Origin of the sequence: Enterobacter cloacae complex sp.6700776, assembly GCF_048284255.1 — a bacterium.
Lineage (GTDB): Bacteria > Pseudomonadota > Gammaproteobacteria > Enterobacterales > Enterobacteriaceae > Enterobacter > Enterobacter intestinihominis.
Genome location: NZ_JBLVYK010000087.1, coordinates 1 through 355, shown reverse-complemented (window position 1 = coordinate 355; position 355 = coordinate 1). Strand labels below are relative to the sequence as shown.

The following is a 355-nucleotide window of genomic DNA, read 5'->3' as shown; positions in this document are numbered from 1 at the left end:
GCTATTGCCTGTTACTGCAATAGCTAGAGTCTATTATTACTCAAGTACAATTTACTCAGGTACAATCCACTCAACTAATGTATGCCCAGTGCCTTCTGGCACCAGTGTTTTATGTAACCATGGCAGGACATTTTTCATCTGCTGCTCAAGTTTCCAAGGCGGGTTAATGACAATCATACCGGATGCGGTCATGCCGCGTTGGTCGCTGTCAGGGCGTACCGCTAATTCAATTTGCAGAATTTTACGGATACCCGTAGCTTCTAGCTGGTTCACCATACGTTTGATTTGTTGGCTTAGAACCACTGGATACCAAATCGCATAAGTGCCTGTTGCGAAACGTTTATAACCTTCAACA

1 protein-coding gene is annotated in these 355 nt (G+C 44.2%); it reads right to left on the bottom strand.

From position 1 onward, the window contains the following. Window positions 1-51: 51 nt before the first annotated feature. Window positions 52-355: 23S rRNA (adenine(2030)-N(6))-methyltransferase RlmJ (rlmJ, locus tag ACNQ0T_RS23340; protein WP_417930398.1), on the bottom strand; the 304-nt coding region annotated here is incomplete at its 5' end.